The sequence below is a fragment of the Streptosporangium sp. NPDC050855 genome (genome assembly GCF_044456585.1).
Classification (GTDB): Bacteria; Actinomycetota; Actinomycetes; order Streptosporangiales; family Streptosporangiaceae; genus Streptosporangium; species Streptosporangium longisporum.
In genome coordinates this window covers 17660-39071 of the sequence record NZ_JBITFY010000014.1, presented here as the reverse complement: position 1 = coordinate 39071, position 21412 = coordinate 17660, and the positions used below count along the sequence as shown (strand labels likewise).

17 protein-coding genes are annotated in these 21412 nt (G+C 73.1%); 6 read left to right on the top strand and 11 right to left on the bottom strand.

All coding sequences use genetic code 11. The features are described from left to right. Positions 1-13: 13 nt before the first annotated feature. Entirely contained in the window at positions 14-667 is a 654-nt protein-coding gene (locus ACIBCT_RS26320; RefSeq protein WP_344900448.1) for a TetR/AcrR family transcriptional regulator, read from the top strand. A 92-nt stretch (positions 668-759) separates the two neighbouring features. Here the strand turns inward: ACIBCT_RS26320 and map are convergent, their stop codons facing one another. Next, positions 760-1542 (bottom strand): type I methionyl aminopeptidase, encoded by a 783-nt coding sequence (gene map, locus ACIBCT_RS26315; RefSeq protein WP_399192874.1) that lies wholly within the window; start codon positions 1540-1542, stop codon positions 760-762. A gap of 66 nt (positions 1543-1608) precedes the next feature. Between map and ACIBCT_RS26310 the strand changes: the two genes are divergently transcribed. Next, positions 1609-1911 (top strand): helix-turn-helix transcriptional regulator, encoded by a 303-nt coding sequence (locus ACIBCT_RS26310; RefSeq protein WP_399192872.1) that lies wholly within the window; start codon positions 1609-1611, stop codon positions 1909-1911. A gap of 148 nt (positions 1912-2059) precedes the next feature. Here ACIBCT_RS26310 and ACIBCT_RS26305 read toward each other — a convergent pair whose 3' ends face one another. From ACIBCT_RS26305 to ACIBCT_RS26275, 7 genes are all read right to left on the bottom strand, one after another. Then, positions 2060-2329 carry a hypothetical protein gene (locus ACIBCT_RS26305; RefSeq protein WP_399192870.1) on the bottom strand — a complete coding sequence of 90 codons (270 nt, stop codon included), beginning with the start codon at positions 2327-2329 and terminating at the stop codon, positions 2060-2062. A 179-nt stretch (positions 2330-2508) separates the two neighbouring features. Then, on the bottom strand, positions 2509-3534 hold the full coding sequence (locus ACIBCT_RS26300; protein ID WP_399192868.1) for a phosphotransferase family protein: 1026 nt from the start codon (positions 3532-3534) through the stop codon (positions 2509-2511). A gap of 128 nt (positions 3535-3662) precedes the next feature. Continuing rightward, positions 3663-5534 carry an acyclic terpene utilization AtuA family protein gene (locus ACIBCT_RS26295; RefSeq protein ID WP_399192866.1) on the bottom strand — a complete coding sequence of 624 codons (1872 nt, stop codon included), beginning with the start codon at positions 5532-5534 and terminating at the stop codon, positions 3663-3665. Beyond that, positions 5534-6346 (bottom strand): enoyl-CoA hydratase-related protein, encoded by an 813-nt coding sequence (locus ACIBCT_RS26290; protein ID WP_399192864.1) that lies wholly within the window; start codon positions 6344-6346, stop codon positions 5534-5536. The genes ACIBCT_RS26295 and ACIBCT_RS26290 overlap by 1 nt, the downstream gene beginning before the upstream one ends. A 52-nt stretch (positions 6347-6398) precedes the next feature. Continuing rightward, positions 6399-8549, bottom strand: coding sequence for an acetyl/propionyl/methylcrotonyl-CoA carboxylase subunit alpha (locus tag ACIBCT_RS26285; RefSeq protein ID WP_399193226.1), 2151 nt, complete (start codon positions 8547-8549; stop codon positions 6399-6401). Between the two features lie 38 nt (positions 8550-8587). Then, positions 8588-10171 carry an acyl-CoA carboxylase subunit beta gene (locus ACIBCT_RS26280; protein WP_399192862.1) on the bottom strand — a complete coding sequence of 528 codons (1584 nt, stop codon included), beginning with the start codon at positions 10169-10171 and terminating at the stop codon, positions 8588-8590. Further along, positions 10168-10944, bottom strand: a complete 777-nt coding sequence (locus ACIBCT_RS26275; protein WP_399192860.1) for a TetR/AcrR family transcriptional regulator — start codon at positions 10942-10944, stop codon at positions 10168-10170. Before ACIBCT_RS26275 ends, ACIBCT_RS26280 begins: the two co-directional genes overlap by 4 nt. An 89-nt stretch (positions 10945-11033) precedes the next feature. On the opposite strand from ACIBCT_RS26275, the gene ACIBCT_RS26270 reads away from it, so the two are divergent. Further along, on the top strand, positions 11034-11249 hold the full coding sequence (locus ACIBCT_RS26270; RefSeq protein ID WP_399192858.1) for a hypothetical protein: 216 nt from the start codon (positions 11034-11036) through the stop codon (positions 11247-11249). 209 nt (positions 11250-11458) lie between these two features. Here ACIBCT_RS26270 and ACIBCT_RS26265 read toward each other — a convergent pair whose 3' ends face one another. Both ACIBCT_RS26265 and ACIBCT_RS26260 read right to left on the bottom strand, forming a co-directional pair. Further along, positions 11459-13450, bottom strand: coding sequence for a protein kinase (locus tag ACIBCT_RS26265; protein WP_399192856.1), 1992 nt, complete (start codon positions 13448-13450; stop codon positions 11459-11461). Positions 13451-13600: 150 nt separating this feature from the next. Continuing rightward, a complete protein-coding gene (locus ACIBCT_RS26260) occupies positions 13601-14962 on the bottom strand; it encodes an FAD-binding oxidoreductase (protein WP_399192854.1) in 1362 nt (453 codons plus the stop codon). 367 nt (positions 14963-15329) lie between these two features. Here ACIBCT_RS26260 and ACIBCT_RS26255 point away from each other — a divergent pair, with 367 nt between their 5' ends. The 3 genes from ACIBCT_RS26255 to ACIBCT_RS26245 all read left to right on the top strand — a co-directional run bounded on the left by ACIBCT_RS26255 (position 15330) and on the right by ACIBCT_RS26245 (position 19347). Further along, a complete protein-coding gene (locus tag ACIBCT_RS26255) occupies positions 15330-18053 on the top strand; it encodes an immune inhibitor A domain-containing protein (RefSeq protein WP_399192852.1) in 2724 nt (907 codons plus the stop codon). A gap of 95 nt (positions 18054-18148) precedes the next feature. Continuing rightward, positions 18149-19087 (top strand): diacylglycerol/lipid kinase family protein, encoded by a 939-nt coding sequence (locus tag ACIBCT_RS26250; RefSeq protein WP_399192850.1) that lies wholly within the window; start codon positions 18149-18151, stop codon positions 19085-19087. Positions 19088-19188: 101 nt separating this feature from the next. After that, positions 19189-19347 carry a hypothetical protein gene (locus ACIBCT_RS26245; RefSeq protein ID WP_399192848.1) on the top strand — a complete coding sequence of 53 codons (159 nt, stop codon included), beginning with the start codon at positions 19189-19191 and terminating at the stop codon, positions 19345-19347. A 140-nt stretch (positions 19348-19487) separates the two neighbouring features. On the opposite strand, the gene ACIBCT_RS26240 is transcribed toward ACIBCT_RS26245, so the two are convergent. Beyond that, positions 19488-21158, bottom strand: coding sequence for an NERD domain-containing protein (locus ACIBCT_RS26240; RefSeq protein ID WP_399192846.1), 1671 nt, complete (start codon positions 21156-21158; stop codon positions 19488-19490). Positions 21159-21412 lie beyond the last annotated feature (254 nt).

Genomic DNA, 21412 nt, shown 5'->3' with positions numbered 1-21412 from the left:
GTAGTCTTGCGCCGTGCACAGCGGAGGAGGGGCGCGCAGCAGCCGCGCCGACCAGGCCGACCAACGGCGCGCGGAGCTCCTCGAGGCGGCCAGGCGGGTCGTGCTGGAGCGCGGGCTGGCCAGCACCCGGGTCGCCGACATCGCCAGGGCGACGAACGTGAGCGGCGGGCTGATCCACTACCACTTCGCCACCAAGGACGACCTCATCACCGAGATGCTCCGCAGCACCAGCGACTCCGAGGTGCAGCGGCTGAGGGAGATCGTGGCGGAGCCCGGCACCGCCGTCCAGCGTCTCGACCGCGTCCTGCGCTTCTACATCCCGGCCTCCCGCTCCGACCAGAGCTGGATCCTCTGGCTGGACGCCTGGGCCGTCGGGGTGCGCGAGGAGCACGTCCGCACCATCCTGCTGGAGCTGGAGGGCTCCTGGATCGAGATCCTCGGCCAGGTGATCTCCGAGGGCGTGACCTCGGGCGAGTTCGCCTGCGACGACCCGGTGGGCTCGGCCGAGCGGATCGACGGCATGCTCGACGGCCTGGTGGTCCGCTACACCCTGCACACCGGGAACATGTCCCGCAGCCGGTTGCTCCACCACGCCCGGGTCGCCGCGGCCCGGGAGGTCGGCCTGGACCTGTCGGCCTTCTCCGCCGAACCCACCGAGGCGTCCTAGCCGTACCGGCCGGGGACGCCGGTGGAGGGCGGCCCTGCACCCGGCGGCGGACGGCGCACCGCTGGGAGCGGGGAACGCGGGCGGCCGTCACCTCACGGCCGCGCCTGCCTCGGCAGGGTGAGGATCTCGGCTCCGTCCTCGGTGATGGCGATCGTGTGCTCGCTGTGCGCCGTCCGGCAGCCCGTCGCGCTCCGGAGCGTCCAGCCGTCGGCATCGGTGACGAGCTCGGCGGTGTCCGCCATGACCCACGGCTCCAGTGCCAGCAACAGCCCGGGACGCAGCGTGTACCCGCGGCCGGGCCGTCCCGTGTTCGAGACGTGCGGGTCCTGGTGCATCGTCGATCCGACGCCGTGGCCGCCGAACTCGGTGTTGATCGGGTATCCCGCCTCGCTGAGGACCGAGCCGATGGCATGGGAGACGTCACCGATGCGCGCTCCGGGCCCGGCCGCGGCTATCCCCGCGCTCAAGGCGCGCTCGGTCGCGTCGATCATCGCGACGCTCTCCGGGGGCCTCGCGTCGCCCACGATGAAGCTGATGGCGGAGTCGGCGACGACCCCGCCCACGGAGACGGCGAGGTCGAGCGTCAGCAGGTCGCCGTCGGCGAGCGTGTAGTCGTGCGGCAGCCCGTGGAGCACGGCGTCGTTGACCGATGTGCAGATGTAGTGGCCGAACGGCCCCCGCCCGAAGGACGGCTCGTAGTCGACATAGCAGGACCGCGCCCCGGCGTCGGTGATCATGCCGTGGGTCCACCGGTCGATGTCCAGGAGGTTCGTGCCGACCGTGCTGCGGCTCTTCATCGTCTGCAGGATGTCGGCGACCAGGGCACCGGCGTCCTTCGCTCGCAGCAGTGCGGAGGGACTCAGGATCTCGATCATGCAACGTCTTCCTCGTGTGACCAATAAGTATCCCGGTCATATTATCCCGGTATTAGAGTTGGAGGCATGGTCAGACTGCCGCTCACTCCCGCAGAGATCGAACGTGGACAGCGCCTCGGCGCCTTCCTGCGACGTGCCAGGGGGGAGAGACCGATGCTCGACACCGCGCTGGAGGCGGGTGTCTCACCGGAGACCCTTCGGAAGATCGAGTCCGGTCGCGTGGCCACCCCCGCCTTCCCGACCATCGCCGCGATCGCCGACGTCCTCGGCCTCTCCCTCGACGAGGTGTGGTCGGAGATCAAGCGGTCGGACGGCGAGGCCGGACTCGCGCGGTCGGACCGCGGCGCGGGTGAGCGGCTGGCCTCGTAGGTCCCCCTGACGGCTGTGGTCTCCGCACCGACATGCACCCCGAGGAGGCCGCGGTGGTCACACCCGAGGGGCAGGAACGGGGGCGGTCACGACCCGGCGGAGGACAGGGCGGCCCTGCCGGTCGCACGGGGGCGGGCAGGACCGCCGGTCACACCCGGGGGGCGGGCATGGCCGCGAGGAGGAAGGCCAGCCGGGCCGCGGCGCCGTCGATGTTCTCGCTGCTGCCGAGCCGGTAGCCCCACGAGGTGATGAAGCCCCCGTCGGGGGAGCACGTCACGGTCTCGGCCAGGGTGTTGCTGAAACGGTTGCGGACGTAGACGTACGCGGGGTCGCCGAGGGAGATCCGCCGTACCGACAGGTCGGCGTGCTGCCGTACCGCGGAAACGAACCGTTCCAGGCAGGCCAGCGTGTCCGGCATCGTGCGTCACCTCCGTCTCGACAGAGAATTGCACGATCTTGAGATGCTTATCAAGCAATTGCGGTTTTAGCGGGCGTTCGTACGGATAGATCAGAATATTGGCCCTGTCCCGGAACGCCGCGGGGACCTTCGGGCGCCCGCGCGTCACGTCCGGCGAGGCGCACGGCCGGGCGGAGGTCTCACATGAACGTCCGGGCGCGCGCGAACAGGTTCAGCGTGGTCGCGTGGAGCAGGTCCCCGATCTCCCTGGGGGCCTTGCCCGCGCAGGCGCGGGCGTGCGTGCCCTCCAGGACGATGCCCAGCTTGAAGCAGGCCATCACCGCGTACCAGTCGGCGGCCGACAGGTCGCGGTCGGACAGGGCCGCGTAGCAGTCGACCAGCTCGGCGGTCGTGGCCAGCCCGGTGACACCGCCGGAGATCACGCCCACCCCGTCCGGGGACGGCCAGGTCGCCAGCAGCCAGCCCAGGTCCAGCAGCGGATCGCCGACCGTGCACATCTCCCAGTCGACGATCGCGGCCACCCGCGGGCCGTCCAGGGCGAACATCAGGTTGGCCAGGTGGTAGTCACCGTGCATGATCCCGGGCACGAACGTCGCGGGCCGGTTGCGCTCCAGCCAGGCGGCCGTCTCCTCCAGGCCGGGGATGTCGGGTCCCGGATACCCGGCCAGCGCGCCGTACCCCTCCAGCTCGCCCATCCAGCGCGGTACCTGCCGCTCCAGGAACCCCTCGGGACGGCCGAAACCGTCGAGCGCGCCGTGGTCGGCCCGCCCGAGCTCGGCCAGCGCCGAGGCCGCCTCCAGTCCCATCCGGTGCCGGATGGCGGGGTCGCTCGCGTGCGGCTCGGGCAGCCCGACGGTGGCGTTGAACCCCTCGACAGGCTCCATCAGGTAGAAGACCGCGCCCATGACGCTCTCGTCGGTACACGCCGCCACCAGGCGCGGCGCGGCCACCGGGGTGTCGCGCAGGACCGCGAGCACCCGCGCCTCGCGGCGGAGCACCTCGTTGCTCCTGGCGCGCGGGTGCAGCGGCGGCCTGCGCAGCACGTACGCGGCGCCGCCCCGCTCGAAGCGCACCATGACGTTCTGCGTCCCGCCGGTCACCGGCGCGACGTGCTCGAACGGCCCGCCGGGCAGCCCCTGGTCGTCCATCCACGCGCCGAGCACGTCGAAGTCGATCGCGGTGACGTCGATGTGCGCGGCCGTCATGCACCCTCCTGGACCGAATGATGTTCTGGCTGGGGGTGAATCTATGATCCCGGCCCGTGACGGTCAATAGCCGCCGCTCCGGCGGGCGTGGCGCCGGACCGGCGGGACCGGGGGCTCGGACCGGGGTCTCACAACAGGTGCCGCGGGATGTCGGCGAGGCTCGCGCGCAGCTCCTCGCCCAGGGCCTTGGCCTGGGCGTCGAGACGGGGGCTCGCGGCCACGCCCCGGCCCAGGAGGCCGTGCACGACGAAGTTGAGGGCGAGCAGGTTGGGCAGCTCGAAACGCTCGATCCTCAGCCCGGCGGCCGACGGCAGCAGCTCCGCCAGGCGCTCGGTCGTCAGGTGCTCCCTGAGCCAGCCGAACCGTTCGGCGGTGCCGACCCAGACGCCCAGGTTGGCGTTGCCGCCCTTGTCCCCGGAACGGGCGCCCACGATCGTGCCCAGCGCCACCCGCACGCTCTCCGCCCCGCGCCCGGGGTCGTCATCGTCGTCGGGGACGAGGTCGCCGCCGGGCACGGCACCGAGGACGCGACCGGCGCTCCCCGCGCGGGCCGCGTCCGTGCTTCCCGCGCCCGGCGCGCTCTCCTTGTTCTCCACGCTTTCGGCGTTCCCGGCGTTCCCGGCGTTCCCGGCGTTCCCGGCGTTCCCGGCGCTCCCGGTGTCCTCGTCCGCCGATCCGGCCGGTGCGATCGGCCCGGTCGGCGCGGACGGCCCGGTCGGCGCGTCCGGGAGCTCACGGCCGTCGAGCAGGACGCGGGCCCGTACCGACTCCGCCGGGACCAGCGTCGGCCAGTACACCCCGTAGGGCGAGGCGTCGCCCGGAGGCGTCAGACCGTACAGACCCGGATAACTCGCCAGGCCGCTCTCCACCACGGCCGAGGAGAAGGCCCGCCCGGCCCGGCGCCGGTCGGCGTCCATCACGGTGATGCGCAGCAGGGCCGTCCCGGCGAGCGGGGTCAGCTCCACGTGGACCTCGTCGAACGACTCCTTCGGCACCCGCGACCAGACGGCCTCCTGGGCCAGGCGGGCCTTGGCGTCGATGTCCAGGCCGGTCAGGACGAGCGTCATGGTGTTGCGGTACCCCGCCGCATAGGTGACGGCGACCTTCAGCGTGTCCGGTGGGGCCTCGCCGCGCACCCCCGAGACGCGGACCCGGTCGGGTCCCTGCTGCTCCAGGCGGATCGTGTCGAACCGGGCGACCACGTCGGGACCGAGGTAGCGGGGGGAGCCGATCTCGTACAGCAGCTGCGCGGTCACCGTGCCGACCGAGACCAGCCCGCCGGTGCCGGGGTGCTTGGTGACCACGCACGACCCGTCGGCCTCCAGCTCCACCAGCGGGAACCCGCAGTGCGCCAGGTCGGGCACCTCGCCGAAGAACGCGTAGTTGCCGCCGGTCGCCTGGCAGCCGCACTCGATGACGTGCCCGGCGACCACCGAACCGGCCAGCGCGTCGAGGTCGCCGGGCCCCCAGCCGTACCGCCAGATGCCCGGCCCGGTGACCAGCGCGGCGTCGGTGACGCGGCCGGTGACCACCACGTCCGCCCCGGCCGACAGGGCGGCGGCGATCGGGCGGCCCCCCAGGTAGGCGTTGGCGGTCAGCGCGGGGACGGCCAGGGGCTCGCCGGTGTCCGCGTTCGGCGCTCCCCTCAGGTCGCGGCCGCTCAGGTCGTCACCGGTGACGCAGGCGACCCTGGCCGGCAGCCCGAGGCGTCCGGCCAGCTCGCGTACGGCCTCGGCGCATCCGGCCGGGTCCAGCCCGCCCGCGTTGGAGACGACCTTTATGCCCCGATCCAGGCACGTCCCGAGGATCTGCTCCAGCTGCGTCAGGAAGGTCGTCGCGTAGCCGGGGCGGCCCTTGGCCCGGTTCCCGGCCAGGATCAGCATGGTCAGCTCGGCGAGCCAGTCGCCGGTGAGCACGTCGATCGGACCGCCCTCGACCATCTCCCCGGCGGCCGAGAGCCGGTCGCCGTAGAAGCCGGAGCAGTTGGCGACGCGCAGCATCAGAGCGCCGCCTCCGGGGGCACCCAGGAGGCGGGACGCTTCTCCATGAACGCGGCGATGCCCTCCTGGCCCTCGGCGGAGGTGAAGCGCCGGGCCGACAGCTCCGCCATCTGGCGCATGCCCTCCTCGACGCTCAGCGTCGGCACGGTCCGCACCAGCTGCTTGGTCAGGGCCAGCGCCTCGGGACCGCCGCGCAGCAGCATGCCGGTGTAGTGGGCGACCGTGGCGTCCAGCTCCTCCTCGGGCACGGCCCGGGTGATCAGCCCGATCTCCGCGGCGCGGGCGGCGTCGAAGGTCTCGCCGGTGAGCAGGTACTCGGCCGCGGCGCGCGGGCCGAGCCGCCGCAGCACGGTCACCGAGATCATCGCGGGGACCACGCCCAGCCGCACCTCGCTGAACGCGAACGACGCCGAGTCGGGGGCGATCGCGAAGTCGCAGGCCGCCACCAGGCCCAGCCCTCCGGCCCGCGCGGTGCCGTTCAGGCGGCACACCACCGGCTTGGGGCTCTCCCAGATCAGGTTCATGATCTCCGGAAATGACGCGGTCACCGGCGCCTCGTGGGGCGCGCCCGGGGCGACCCGCTGCTCCTTGAGGTCGGCGCCCGCGCAGAACACCGGCCCGGTGCCGGTGAGCACGATCACCCGGACGCTCTCGTCGGCCAGCGCCCACTCCAGGCGCTCCTCCAGATCGCCCAGCAGCCGCACCGAAAGGGCGTTGCGGTTGCGGGGGGAGTCGAGGGTGATCGTCGCCACTCCTCCGGACGCCTCCCCGTGCACCAGGCGATCCACCGGCCAGCCCCCATCGGTTCTCATCTCGTTCCTTTCCACGAGGGGCCCGCGAGGGGCCGCCGCTCCGCGGGAGGGGTCACGCCCGCTCCTCGATCACGACCAGCACCGTCCCGGCCTCGACCTGGCGTCCTGGCGTCACGTTAACCGCCGCCACCGTACCCGGCGCGGGCGCGGTGATCCGGTGCTCCATCTTCATGGCCTCCAGCACCACCACCACCTGCCCGGCGCCGACCGCCTGCCCGGGACCGACATCGACCCGCAGCACCGTACCGGGCATGGGCGCGGTCAGGGAGCCGGGGGGCACGTGGTCCGCCGGTTCGGGCAGGCGCTCCAGCGGGGTGAGGCGCACCGACCCGAGGGGGGAGTCCACGTACGTCGTCCCGGTCGCGCCGCCGTAGCGGGCCACCGCGAACCGGTGCCGCACGCCCGAGGTCTCCAGCACCACCAGCGAGGGGGTGGCGTCGACCAGGACCGTGCCGGGGAAGCCCTCGGCCCGCAGGCCGTCCCTGGTGATCCGGTACGCGATCTCGGTCTCGGCGAACAGGGCCCGCTGCGGCTGCGACACCACGTTGCGCCACCCGCTCGGCAGCCCCGCCTGCACGGTCGCCGCCCGCCGGCCGGCCGCGGCCCGGGCGAGCGCGGCGGCCAGGGCCGACAGCCGCAGGACCGAGGGACCCTCCGGCGGGCCGTCCTCCGGGAGGCGCGCACCGTTCTCCCCGGCGTCGTCCCTCCCGGCGCCGTGCGAAGGGCCGTCCGGGAGATCGTCCTGGGCATCCCCCTGGGCATCTTCCTGGGCGTCGCCCGCGGGGGAGCCGTTCGCGGGACCGGCCAGGCCGTGCTCGTCGAGGAAGCCGGTGTGCGTCTCCCCGGCGAGGAACGCCGGGTGGCGCAGCACCGCGACCAGCAGGTCCCGGTTGGTGACGGGGCCGTGGATCCGCGCGCCCGCCAGCGCGGCGGCGAGCCTGCGCACCGCGTCGTCGCGCCCGGCCCCGTACGCGATCACCTTGGCGAGCATCGGGTCGTAGTGCACGCCGATCTCCGAGCCGTCCTCCACCCCGGAGTCCAGCCGGAGCCCGTACCGGCCCCGGGGGAACGGCGCGAAACGGGCGTCCACGCCGGGCACGGTGAAGCGGTGCAGGGTGCCGCTCTGCGGGAGCCAGCCGCGCGCCGGGTCCTCGGCGTACAGCCGCGCCTCCACGGCGTGCCCGGACGGCTCGGGCGGCGAGCCGGGGAGGCGGGCGCCCTCGGCGATGCGCAGCTGCCACTCGACCAGGTCGACGCCGTGGACGCACTCGGTCACCGGGTGCTCGACCTGCAGGCGGGTGTTCATCTCCAGGAAGGCGACGGTGTCGCCTGAGACGAGGAACTCGACGGTCCCGGCGCCGACGTACCCGATGGCCCGCGCGGCGGCGACGGCCGCGTCGCACAGCCGCGCCCGCGTCGCCGGGGAGAGCGACGGCGACGGCGTCTCCTCGATCACCTTCTGGTGCCGCCGCTGGATCGAGCACTCCCGCTCGCCCAGCGCCCACACCGTCCCGTGCGCGTCGGCGAGGATCTGCACCTCGATGTGCCGGGCCCCCTCCAGCAGGGGTTCGACGAACACCGTGCCGTCCCCGAACGCCGCCAGCGCCTCCCCGCGGGCCGACTCGACCGCCTCGGGCAGGTCGTCGGTCAGTCGCACGACGCGCATCCCGCGCCCGCCGCCCCCGGCCGACGCCTTCACCAGCAGGGGTACGGGCCAGCCGGACGCCGAACCGCTCATCCGGGTGAACACCGCGTCCAGGTCCCGCTCCAGGTCGTCCATGGAGTAGCCGGGCCCGGCCGTGAAACCGGGCAGCACCGGCACACCGGCCCCGGCCATCAGCGCCTTGGCCTCGATCTTCGAGCCCATCGCGGCCACGGCCTCGGCGGGCGGGCCGACCCAGGTCAGCCCGGCCTCCGGTACGGCCCGCGCGAAGGCGGCGTTCTCCGACAGGAAGCCGTAGCCGGGGTGGACCGCGTCCGCCCCCGACCTGCGGGCCGCGTCGATGATCTTCTCCGTCACCAGGTAGCTCTCGGACGGCCTGGCGCCGCCGAGCCGTACCGCGTGGTCGGCCTCGGCCACGTGCGGCGCGTCCGCGTCCGCGTCGGAGAAGACGGCGACGGTCTCGATGCCGAGGTCGCGGCAGGTACGGAAGACGCGGCGGGCGATCTCGCCCCGGTTGGCGACGAGCAGGCGGCCGATCACGGGGGTGCGCGCGGTCGTGCGCGGGGTCTGGGTCACGGTCACATCCGGAAGACGCCGAAGCCCGAGGGCTCCGGGACGGGGGCGTTGGCGACGGCCGACAGGCACAGGCCCAGGACCGTCCTGGTGTCGCGGGGATCGATCACACCGTCGTCGTAGAGGCGGCCGGACAGGAAGAACGGCAGCGACTCGGCCTCGATCTGCGCCTCCACCAGCTGCCGCATCGCCGCGTCGCCCTCCTCGTCGTAGACCTGCCCGCGCGCCTGCGCGGCGGCCCTGCCGACGATGGACAGCACCCCGGCGAGCTGGGCGGGCCCCATGACGGCGGATTTCGCGCTGGGCCAGGTGAACAGGAAGCGCGGGTCGTAGGCCCGGCCGCACATGCCGTAGTTGCCCGCCCCGTACGAGGCGCCCATGACGATCGTGAGGTGCGGGACGGACGAGTTGGACACCGCATTGATCATCATGGCGCCGTGCTTGATGATGCCGCCCTGCTCGTACTCCTTGCCGACCATGTAGCCGGTGGTGTTCTGCAGGAAGACCAGCGGCGTCCGGACCTGGTTGGCGAGCTGGATGAACTGCGCGGCCTTCTGCGCCTCCTCGCTGAACAGCACGCCCCGGGCGTTGGCCAGGATCCCGACCGGGTGGCCGTGCAGGCGGGCCCAGCCGGTGACCAGGCTCGCGCCGTACAGGGGCTTGAACTCGTCGAACTCGCTGCCGTCCACGATCCGCGCGATCACCTGGCGCGGGTCGAACGGGATCCGCAGGTCCTCGGGCACGATGCCCAGCAGCTCGTCCTCGTCGTGGCGCGGGTCGCGGACGGGCCCGGGACAGGCGCCGGGGCGGGAGCGGTTCAGGCTCCTGACGATCCTCCGCCCGATCCGCAGGGCGTCGTGCTCGTCGGCCGCCAGGTGGTCGGCCAGGCCGCTGACGCGGGCGTGCATCTCGGCGCCGCCCAGCGACTCGTCGTCGGCCTCCTCGCCGGTGGCCATCTTGACCAGCGGCGGCCCGCCGAGGAAGACCTTCGCCCGGTCCCTGACCATCACCACGTGGTCGCTCATCCCGGGCACGTACGCCCCGCCGGCCGTGGAGTTGCCGAAGACCAGGGCGATCGTGGGGATCCCGGCCGCCGACAGCCGGGTCAGGTCGCGGAAGATCCGGCCGCCCGGGATGAAGATCTCCTTCTGGCTCGGCAGGTCGGCCCCGCCCGACTCCACCAGGTTGATCAGCGGCAGCCGGTTCTCGAAGGCGATGTCGGCGGCCCGCAGCGTCTTGCGCAGCGTCCACGGGTTGGACGCGCCGCCCCGCACGGTCGGGTCGTTGGCGACGATCACGCACTCGACGTCCTCGACCACCCCGATCCCGGTGACCACCCCGGCCCCCACCGAGAAGTCACTGCCCCACCCGGCCAGCGGGGAGAGCTCCAGGAACGCCGAGTCCGGGTCGACGAGCAGCTCGATCCGCTCCCTGGCCAGGAGCTTGCCCCGGGCATGGTGCCGGTCGACGTACTTGGGGCCGCCGCCCGCCACGGCCTTGGCGTGCTCGGCGTCGAGCTCGGCCAGCCTGGCGAGCATCGCCTCGCGCCGTGCCCGGTACTCGTCGGGCGGGATGTCCGGCAGGATCATGGCCGCGCCTTCCTTGTTGACATGGACGTCAGATCGCCGGCGGCCGGGACCCGGGCCGGGCCGTCGGCCGTCGGCGGGGACACCGGGTCCGTCGCCGACGGCGAGGAGTACGGGGCCGGGGCGGAGGCCCGGTCCGCAAGACGGCCCGCAAGACGGTCCGCGGAGGCCGGGGGCAGGCCGATGGCCCTTGCCCAGAGCGTGGAGAGCAGGGCGACCGCGGTCTCCTCGTCGGCGCGCTCGCCGAGGTCCAGCCAGACGTGGGCGAAGTGCTCGACCATCCCGCCGAGCATCACCGCGGTCAGCCTCGGGTCCAGCGACGGGTCGGCCAGCCCCTGCTCCTGCAGGCGCCGCAGCCCCTCGGCGCCCCGCCGCACGAAGACCTCGCGCAGTTCGAGCAGCAGGTCGCGGAAACCCTCGTCGCCGACCGCGACCTGCTCCAGCATCCGCACCAGCCGCGAGTTGGAGGCCCAGGCGCGCAGGTAGAGCAGGTTGGCGGCCTCGATGCGGGCGTACGGGTCGTCCCCGGTGGCGGGCCCGACCAGGCTGGCGGTGAACATCTCGCCCACCACGGCCGCCGCGACCTCGCGGAACAGCTCCTCGCGCGACCCGAAGTAGGTGTAGAAGGTGCCGTGCGAGACCCCGGCGCGCGCGCAGACGTCGTCGACGCGCACCGCGTCGTAGCCCCGCTCCTCGAACGCCTCCCGCCCGGCCAGCACGAGCGCGGCCCGGGTGCGACGGCCCCGGTTGCTCAGCGTCTCAGACTTGACGATCACGTCAACTAAGATAGCCGACGGCCACCGATCCCGGGGAGGATGTCCGAAAGGCCAGGCATAGGGGGAAACGACCTGGGAAGTGACGGCCCATGAACGACACGCCTGACGAGACATCGAACACGTCCAAGAACGATTCGTACGCCGCCGGTCTCCCCATGGGCATCGCCGTGGGCATCGCCATCGGCACCGCGCTGGGGATCGCCCTCGACAACCTGGCCATCGGCCTGGGCCTCGGTCTCGCCATCGGCGCCGGGCTGGGGGCGGCCTTCATGGGATGGGGCGCGAGCAAGAAGAAGGACGGTTGACCGGGTGGTCCGTCACCGGCGACCGCCGGGCGGGGAACGCCCGGCCCGGCGATCGCCGGCGATGAACCGGAACCCGGACGCCCCGCCCGCACGTGCGGGCCGCGGGTGTCCCGGCCGACGGTGACCCTGTCCGCCTCGGCGTCGTCCGCCTCGGCCACCTCGGCGTCCGAATCGGCGCGGCAGGAGACGCCCTCCCGGAGCCCGGCTGCTCAGCCGCCGCAGTGGCTCCAGCCGCTCGTCCAGGAGCGCGAGCCGTACGAGCCGCCCCAGATCACGCACTTCTTGGCGGCCGGGAGGCGTACCGGGCCCGCGTAGGCGGTGAACCTGCCGGGGTTGCCCCGGCTGGGGCCGCCCTTCACGCGGAGCGTCGCGTTCATCGCGACCTTGGAGGGGATCACGTACTTCGACAGGGTCACGACGCAGTTCCGGCCCGCCGCGGTGTTGTAGAGCAGGTAGACGGTGGCGACGCCGCCCAGGGAGCGGGAGCCGACCACCCGGTAGCCGCCGCCGCACACCCCGGTGGCCGTGTGCGGGTTGAGCCTTCGAGGGGTGGGCTTCGGGCTCGGCTTGACGGTGGGCTTCGTGGTGGGCTTCGTGGTGGGCTTGACGGTCGGCCCGGCGGTGGGCTTCACCGTCGGCTTGACGGTCGGCCCGGGGGTGGGCTTCACCGTCGGTCCGGCGGTGGGCGTGGTGCTCGGACCGCTCGACGGGGCGGGGGCCGGTGAGACGCCGGGGGTGGGGGAGACGCCGGGCGTCCTGCTCGGCCGCGCCGACTCGGCCGGCTCCGCGGACGAGGGCGCGGAGGGGGAGGGGACACCCTGGGACTCCCACCCCGCCTCTCCGGCGTTGGGCCACCGGTCCTCGCCGGGCCGCAGCGACGGCTGCGCGCGGGGCCGGGACGGCGGGGCCGTGGTGGCCGCTCCGTCCTCGGAGGGGGCGGGGGGTTCCTGACCGGCCTCGGAGGGGTCGCCGGGCAGGGCCGTCCGGCCGGGCCCGGTCTGCGTCACGCCGGGGACCGCCCTCGGCGCCGCCGCGGCCTTCTCGTTCGCCTGGAGGAGCACCACGGTTCCGGTGGCCGTGCCGAGCGCGGCCACCACCGCCACCCCGGCGAACAGCAGCCCCACCGGCCGGCGCGACCGCTCCGGCGTGCCCGGAGTGCCCGGCGCGTCCGGTCCGGCCGGGGGAGCGGGCGGGGCGCCGGTCCCGGAACCGCTCCCGGCACCGGTAACGGAGCCGACAGGGCCGACAGGGCCGACGAGGCCTGCGGAACCGGGGACGGTACCGGCCGTGGCGCCGGTCACAGGACCGGCAGGGCCGACGGAACCTGCGGAACCGGAGACGGTACCGGCCACGGCGCCACCGGTGCCGGACGACGTGAGGGGGTCGGGGAAGGCGAGGACCGCGCCCGTCAGGCGGCCGACGAGGTGCTCGGCGTCGGGACGCAGCGCCGGGTCCTTGGACAGGCAGACCGCGACCAGGTCCCGCAGCGGCCCCTCCAGGGCCCCCAGCTCGGGCTCGGCGTTGAGGATCCGGTTGATCACGGCGGCGATGGAGTCGTGGCCGAACGCCGGCCTGCCGGTCGCGGCGAAGACCATCGTGACGCCCCAGGCGAACACGTCGGCCGCGGCCGTCACCTCGCCGGACCCGAGCTGCTCGGGCGCCAGATAGGACGGGGTCCCCATGGTCACCCCGGTCGCCGTCGTCCCCGGGGAGTCCAGGGCCCTGGCGATCCCGAAGTCGATCACCACCGGGCCCTCGGGGCCCATCAGCACGTTGGCGGGCTTGAAGTCGCGGTGCAGGATGCCCGCCCGGTGGATCGCGGCCAGCGCGGTGGCGGTGCTCACGGCGAGCCGTGCCAGGGAGGCGCCGCGCCGGGGCCCCTCGGTCTCGACCAGCCGGCGCAGGGACGGGCCGGGGACGTACTCGCTCACGATGTACGGGCGGCTGCCGGCGAGGTCGGCGTGCAGGACCGGGGCGGTGCAGAAGGGGGCCACCCTGCGCGCGACCGAGACCTCGCGCAGGAACCGGGCCCTGGCCTCGGGGTCACCGGCCGCACCGTGGTGCAGCAGCTTGACGGCGACCGACTCGCCCTGCGGCCCCCGGCCGAGGTAGACGGTGCCCTGGCTGCCCGTCCCGAGCCGTCCGAGCAGCTCGAACGCTCCCAGGTGACGGGGGTCCTCCGGCGTGAGCGGCTCCGCCATGATGCCCCCCCTGACAAAACCCCGCGAATGGAATACGTGGTGAAGAACGCTACCAGCGAGGGCGATGAGGTGGATCTCAGACGGTCCTGCCGAAAGCCGAAAGCCGAAAGCCGGGGGCCACGGGCCGGGGCCGGGGACGCGGGCCGGGCCTCAGATGGCCTTGCCGGGGTTGAGGATGCCGAGCGGGTCGAAGACCGCCTTGATCCCGTGGTGGATCTCCTCGGTGACCGGGCCGGTCTCCAGGGCCAGCCAGCGCCGCTTCAGCAGCCCGACGCCGTGCTCGCCGGTGAGCGTGCCGCCCATCCGCAGGGTCTCCCGGAAGACCGCGTCGGCCGCCTCCCACACCTGGGGCGGGGGCTCGGTCAGGGCGCGGTCGAAGATGAAGACCGGGTGCAGGTTGCCGTCCCCGGCGTGGGCGACCGTGGCGATCACCACGTCGTACCCCGCCGCGATCTCCTCGATCTTCTCGATCATGTACGGCAGCGCGGAGCGCGGCACGCACACGTCCTCGACCAGGCACGTGCCCAGCCGCTCCTTGGCCTGGTAGGCCATCCGCCGGACCGCGATCAGCTCCTCGGCCTCCTGGGGGGACGACGACACCGCCACGAAGGCCGCGCCGCCCGCGGTGCAGAGCTCGGCCATGCGCTCGGCGACGGCCGGGCCGTCCGCCGCGTCCGACTGGCCGATCAGCATCGCCCGGGTCGACTCCTCCAGGCCGATGTTGCGCCAGTCGTCGATGGCCTGGAGCGTGGTGCGGTCCAGCATCTCCATCAGGGAGGGCTGGCAGCCGGCCGCGATGATCGCCGAGACGGCCGCCGCCGCGTCCCTGAGCGAGCCGAACTCGGCCGCGATCGTCGTCGGATGGACCGACGGCGCCCTGCGCAGCCGGACCGTGGCCGCGGTGATCACCCCCAGCGTCCCCTCGGAGCCGACGAACAGGCCGGTCAGGTCGTACCCGGTCACGCCCTTCACGGTGCGCCTGCCGGTGTTGATCACACGCCCGTCCGCGAGCACGACCTCCAGGCCCAGGACCGAGTCGCGGGTCACGCCGTACTTCACGCAGCGCAGCCCGCCCGCGTTGGTGGCCAGGTTGCCGCCGATGGTGGAGATCTCGTACGAGGACGGGTCGGGGGCGTACATCAGCCCGTGCTCGCGCGCGGCCCGGTCCAGGTCGGCGGTGATGACGCCCGGCTCGACCACGGCGATCTCGTCGTCGGGGGACAGCTCCCTGATGGCCGCCATCCGGTGCAGCGACAGCACGACGCACCCCTCGACGGCGGTGGCCCCGCCCGCCAGGCCGGTCCCGGCCCCGCGGGGGACCACCGGGACGCGGTGCGCGCTCGCCCAGGTCATCACGGCGGTCACGTCGTCGCGGGTCTGCGCCAGTACCACGGCCAGCGGGTTCCCCGGCTCCAGGAAGGTCCGGTCGCGGGCGTAGGAGCCGGTCACGTCGGGGTCGGTCAGCACCTTCTCCGGGGTGAGCGCGGCGACGAGTTCGGAGATAGCGGTCACAGCTTGGACTGTACGACCTGAGGCGGGGCCGCCGCCCCGCGCCCCCGTGACCCGAGGTGGGACCGGTCCCGCGCTCCGGCGATCCGGGGCCGGGCTGCCCGCCCCGCGCCCCGTTCCGCCGCGCTCGGCCAGGTCAATCGAAAAGTCCGCCATTTAGGGCAAAAAGGGCTTTATTGCAGTTTTACAACATCATGCGATCCCTTGACTCTTTCTTTACTTTCTCGTCTAACGTCCCGGTTCGGTGCGCCTCATCGAGCGCGCCGGAGAGGTCCGTGCCCGGTGGAACCCGCGGCACAGGGAGGGGACGACGTTGTCCGGCAGAGTCAGCAGCGGGGGCGCCCGTAGGCGCCTTCTCGCGATCGTTCCCGTGATCGGCCTGGCCGTCACGGGACTGGCTGTGGGCGGTGCCTCGGCCGATACCGACGACTCGGTCGCGCGGTACCAGCCGACCGCGGCCGACTACTACATCAACTACGCGCCGCCCAGGGACGAGCCCGAGGTCGACGACCCGGCCGTGCCCTCGGCCAGGGCACGCAAGGCGAGCCCGTCCAAGAGGATCGACCGCAAGTACTCCGAGGGCAACCCCGCCGCCGCGCGCGTGCTGGCCGCCCGGGAGGCCGAGGCGATCAGGACCGGGCGCAACCCCGTCGACTTCATCTTCAAGAAGTCCAAGACCGTCAGGACGGCCAAGCTCCTGACCCTGCTGGTCGAGTTCAACGACAAGGCCAACGACGACTTCTCCGGCTTCTCCCGCCCGCTGGACGTCAACAGCGAGGACCCGGCCGAGTGCGTCACCGAGCCGGCGGGCACGCTGCTCAACGGCCCGCTGCACAACAAGATCCCCAACCCGGCCACGCTGGCGCACAAGGACAACAACAGCTTCTGGGTGCCCGACTTCAGCCCCGAGCACTTCAACAAGATGCTCTACACCAAGGAGGGCATCACCCAGCGGGTCCGCACCGACCTGACCGACCCCCGGGACGGCAAAAAGGGCATCGACATCTCCCGTCACACCATGAAGAACATGTACGAGGAGATGTCCAAGGGCGCCTACACCGTCACCGGGCAGGCCAGCCCGTGGATCAAGGTGCCGCACTCCGAGGCCTACTACGGCGCCCGCGCCTGCGGCCAGCCGGTGCAGGACATGAGCGGCCACCCGAGCAACCCGCGCGGCGCCGGCCAGCTCGCCATCGACGCGGTGAACACCCTGGTCGCCACGAACCCGGACTTCCCCTGGGCCGACTACGACGTCGAGGACGTGGCCGACTCCGACGGCGACGGCAACCTCGCCGAGCCCGACGGCGTCGTCGACCACCTGGTCCTGGTCCACGCCGGCAAGGACAAGTCCTCCGACGGCGGCGCCGAGGGCACGTACGCGATCTGGGCCCACTCCAGCGCGGTGGCCGGCGGCTACCAGGTGCCCGGCGAGAGCGTGAAGATCTCCAACTACATCGTGCAGCCCGAGGACTCCGGCGTCGGCGTCTTCGCCCACGAGTACGGCCACGACCTGGGCCTGCCGGACCTCTACGACACCACCGGCCAGGCCTCCTCCGCCGTGGACTTCTGGGACCTGATGTCCAGCGGCTCGCACAGCGGCCCGATCTTCCAGTCGATGCCCACCCACATGGGCATCTGGGACAAGTGGATCCTGGGCTGGGCCGACCCCGAGGTCTTCAACCCCGGTGACCGCGCCCGCGCGGTCACGATCGGCCAGGCCTCGCGCACGCCCAAGCTCACCGAGGACGGCGTACGGATCAACCTGGAGAGCGCCCCGCTGAGCATGGTCGAGCCGCACAGCGGCACCAAAACCTGGTGGTCCAACCTCGACCAGGAGTGGGCCGACGTTAAGCTCACCCGCGACGTCCAGGTGCCCGCCGGGACCGACGTGAAGTTCTGGGTCTGGAACAACTACGACATCGAGCAGGACTGGGACTTCGGCTTCATCGAGGTCTCCACCGACGGCGGCGCCACCTGGGCCCAGCAGAAGGTCTACACCGAGGGCGGGGCCCTGGTCTCCACCGACGACGACTACGCCGACCCCAACAAGAACCTCGCCACCTTCGGCGACAAGAAGTACGGCCTCACCGGCACCACCGACGGCTGGCGGCACGACTACGTCGACCTCACCCCGTTCGCCGGCAAGGCCGTCAAGCTCCGCCTGACCTACGACACCGACGCGGCCTTCACCCCGCGCGGCTGGCACGCCGACGACTTCTCGATCACCGACGGCGCCCGGACCGTGTGGAGCGACGACGTCGAGGGCGGCGCCAACGGCTGGACCGCGACCGGCGGCACCTTCACCAACACCCACGGCCAGGGCTGGACGATCAACGACGGCAAGCGCGAGATCTCCCGCTTCTACCTGGCCGAGTGGCGCAACCTCGACGGGTTCGACAAGGGCCTGCAGTACACCTACAGCACCAACTACTCGCGTGAGGGCGCGTGGAAGGTGGAGAAGGTCAAGTACAACGCGCCCGGCCTGCTCATCTGGTACCGCGACTCGACCTACACCAACAACTCTCTGGCCAACAACCTCGAACTGCCGCCCAGCATCGGCTCCAAGGGCAGCCTGATCCTGGTCGACTCCCACTTCGACCCGCTCCGGCGGACCGGCACCGCGGCCGAGAAGGACCCCACCACCCTGAAGAACATGCAGGGACGCGTGCAGACCTCCAACGCCGCCTTCTCCTTCGCCAGGACCTACCCGTTCACCGAGTGCTTCGAGGCGCCCGGGGAGCCGTTCAGCGAGTACTGCACCAAGACGGGCGCGCTGCGCGGCGTCTCGGAGTTCACCGACGCCAAGACCTGGTACCCCGGTTTCGAGGCGCGCGGGACCAGCCTGTTCTACCGCGACTTCGACGCCTCGGTGGTCGTCCCCTCCAAGGGCGACCAGATCTACAGCACCCGGGTGGTCAACGAGGACGGCACCCCGGCCACCGAGCTGTACGGCACCGACATGGGCAACGGCCACGTGCTCGGCTCCGGCGACCCCGGCGACGAGGGCAAGGCGCTGGGGGTGAAGGTCAGGCTCCTGACCCCGCTCATCGGCAACCTCGGCGCGATCGTCCAGGTCACCCCGCCGAAGAAGTGACCGCCTGATCCTCTGGGCAACCGGGTAGGGCCCCGCCGTCGCCGACGGCGGGGCCCTACCATGTGACGGGCACGACCCGACCGGATAGGGGCAGCGTGGGAGAGCTTCGAAGCAAGGCCGAGCACACCGAGGCCATCAGGACCCAGGGCAGGGTCTGCGTGGTCGTCAACACACGCTCGCGCCGCGGCCGCCGTCGCTACCCCGAGGTCGTCCGCCTGCTGCGGGCCGCCGGGTTCGACCCGATCCGGCTCTTCCCCGTGATCGACCCCCGGCGCCTGCGCGCCACTTTGGAGGAGGCCCTGGCCACCGGGCCCGACCTGCTCGTGGTGGGCGGGGGGGACGGCACGCTCAGCGCCGCCGTCAAGCACGTCGCCCACCGCGACGTGGCCCTCGGCGTGCTCCCCCTGGGCACCACCAACAACTTCGTCCGCAGCCTGGGCGTCCCGCTCGACCTCGCCGGGGCGATCCGGGTGCTGCGCACCGGCAAGGTCGCCGACATCGACCTGGGCATCGCCGGGGACCGCGAATTCGCCAACCTGGCCAGCTTCGGGGTCTCGGTCGAGGTGGCGGGAACGGTGCGCAACTGGATGAAGCGCCTGCTGGGCCGCGCCGCCTACCCGCTCACCGCGCTGACCGTCCTTCCGGGCCACCGGCCCTTCCGGGCCTTTCTGACCGTGGACGGCCGCCGCCACGAGCTGCTCACCCACCAGCTCAACATCGCCAACGGGCGCTTCCACGGGGGCTGGCAGGTCGCCAAGGACATCAGCATCGACAACGGCCACCTGGTCGCCTACCAGCTCGGCTCGGGCAAGCGGCTGCGCCTGGTGGCGGAGACCCTGCTGCGGGGCGTCAGCGGCCGCTGGCGGAGCGTGGCGGGCGGGCCCTTCGTGGTGGGCCGCGAGATGCACCTGGAGACCGACCCGCCGATGGCGGCCGACGTCGACGGCGAGGTCCGCCTGATGACCCCCATCACGATCCGCACCGTCCCGAACGGCCTGCGGGTGATGGTCCCCGAGGAGTTCGTCGACTCCTGAACGCCCCCCGCGGGCCGCGACGCGGGCCGGCGTGGTGAGCGGTCCTGATTGGAGGCGGCCTTCCGGGGTAGTGGACCGGTCTCACGAGAGGGAGGGACACCATGGCTTCGATCATCGCTCGCGTCAAGAACTACCTGCGGACCCCGCAGGGGCAGCGGAACATGGAGAAGGCCAGGACGATGGCCCGCGACCCGCGCAACCAGCAGAGGATCCGCGGGCTCCTCAGCCGCTTCCGCGGTGGCTCCACCCACCGCCGCTGATCATGCTCCGGCGCCCGCCGGGCCCGTCCAGGGCCGGGCGGAGCCTCGGCACGTCTCCGCGACGGACGTCCCCATGACGACCGTCCTCCAGGACGCCCGTCCGGCGGTCACGCCGCCGGTCGTGCCGTCCCCCGTTCACGTCACTTCCCGGTCATCCGCCGGATCCTCGACCTGAGCCTGCCGAACAGCGGTTCCCGCTCCGGCGGCGCGGCGGCGGCGTCCCCGGCGTCCCCGGCGTTTCCGTCGGCGCCCGCACCGGTCTCCCGGGCCGGGACGCGGCCCGGCCGGCCGGTCGTCGCGTGATCGGCCGTTCCCTCCGGGGCCGCGACCTTGCGTACCCCTGGGGTCACCTGTGCCGGACGTTCGGGATCCGGGGCGGGCGGGGGAGCGGGCACGTCCGGAACGGGCACCGGTCCGGCGGGCTCCGGCGCGGGCGGTGACTCCGGCCGCCGCGCCCGGCGCAGATCGGCCAGGGCCTCGGCCGCGCAGGGCCGCCTGCCCGGCGCGTGGTCGCGCATCCGCCGCAGCAGGTCCGTCACCGCCGCGGGCACCTCGTCCGGGGACGCCTCACCCGGGACGGGCCCGGCGTCCGGCCCGGAGGAGGGGAGCCGGCCGGTCAGCACCTGAAACGCGATCACCCCGGCCGCGTACACGTCCGAGGCGGCCGTCATCCGCTCCGGCATGGCCTGGCACTCGGGGGCGGCGTAGTGGGTGTCGAGGACGTTGGGCAGCTCGTTGGCCACGGTGTGCGCGCGCGGGCCCGGCTTGGCGTAGTCGAACCCGGTCAGCATCGCCCGGCCCTCCTCGGTCACCAGCACGCACGCCGGGCTGAGCGCCCGGTGGATCACGTTGTTGGCGTGCACGTGGGCCAGCGCCAGCAGCATGTCCTCCACCACGTCCAGCCGGGCCTCGGCCGGCAGCGTGTCCGACGGCCCGTCCGGGGAGCCGGACAGGTGCAGGTGCAGCGCCCGGCCGTGCACGTCGTCGAGGACCAGCACGAAGCGGCTCTCGTCGTCGACGGCGAAGAAGTCGCGGGCGCGCACCACGCACGGGTGCGCCGGGATCCTGGTGAGCGCCTGGTAGGCGTTGGTGATCAGCCGCCGCTCGGCCGCCCGCGGCTCCTCCTCGGCCAGCGGGTCGGCCCGGTAGACGCGCAGCAGCACCGTCTCGCTGCCCGGCACCGTCGCGTTGATCGCGCGGTACTCGGTGACCCTGGTGTCGCCGCCCAGCTCCTCCTCGACCTCCCAGCTGCCGAACCGCGGCGGCGCCGTCGAACGCCGCACGCTCCCGTTGAGCGCCTCGATGATCGCGGTCCCGTACGGGGTGGTGTCCGTGGTGTGACCGCGCCTGACCCGGGAGACGTCGGCCAGCGTGCCGATCAGCCCGTCCAGGTCGGTGACGTGCCGGGAGTCGCGGCCCGCCGGGTCCACCAGCTCCGCGTCGGCGCCGGTGAGCACCACGAGGCTGTCGACGTAGACCCGGCCCAGCTCGCGGCGCTCCTGGGTGAGCAGCCCCTTCAGGGCGCGCCCGTTGCCGCGCAGCTTGGTCACCGGGGAGCCGAACGCCTGCCGCCGCTGCGGGAACCAGCGCGTCCCGGCGACCTCGATCCGGCCGCGGGTGCCCTTGACGTCGATCACGCAGAGCGAGTGGCCGGTCAGGACGATCACGTCCACCTCGAAGGTGTCGTCGTCGCGGGGCACCTCGATGTTGTGCAGCAGCAGCCAGTCGTCCGGGGCGTGGTCGCGGAGGTGTGCGATGACCCGTCGCTCGGCGTCGTTGACCGGGCTTCCGCCGCCGACGATCTGTGCCATCTGTACCGTGCCGCCTTCCTGATCGTGCTCACCGTGCCCGCAGTATCCCAACAGGCCCGTCCCCGCGGGTACCTTCGCCACCCCGGTGCCCGGGCACGGGCCTGCCTATGATCATGACGTAGTTCCGGGCCCTTCCGCCCGCGCGATCCGCGAGATCGCCGCGGGGGGACGCGGGGGGACGCGGGGGGACGCGGGGGGACGCGGGGGGACGCGGGGGGACGCGGGGGGACGCGGGGGGACGCGGGGGGACGCGG